Source organism: Priestia sp. SIMBA_032 (genome assembly GCF_046535215.1).
Classification (GTDB): Bacteria; Bacillota; Bacilli; order Bacillales; family Bacillaceae_H; genus Priestia; species Priestia aryabhattai.
The window spans coordinates 1-253 of the sequence record NZ_JAWRXD010001129.1 but is presented as its reverse complement, the minus strand read 5'-3'; the positions used below and the strand labels follow the sequence as shown (position 1 = coordinate 253).

Genomic DNA, 253 nt, shown 5'->3' with positions numbered 1-253 from the left:
CTATCGGTTTCTTTTTACTCCGTTACGGATTCCGTTTGAAGAAGGCGAGCTTTATTATGGGGATTGTACTCCTCGTAAATGAAGTGTTTATTTTAACATTAGGGGCAGTGGACTATTATCAAACAGGAAAGTTCTCTAATTTTCAAATCATTACTGTAATTATTTTACTGTATGCAGTTTTCTACGGGAAAAAGGATTTGAAGAAGCTTGATATATTTGCGCAAAAGCTAGTTGCGAAATGGCGTAATGAAAC

Annotated in this window: 1 pseudogene; it reads left to right on the top strand. The window is 35.6% G+C overall.

The window, feature by feature from the left end:
- Positions 1-2: 2 nt before the first annotated feature.
- Positions 3-253, top strand: a pseudogene (locus SB717_RS37845) (hypothetical protein); the annotation flags it as partial.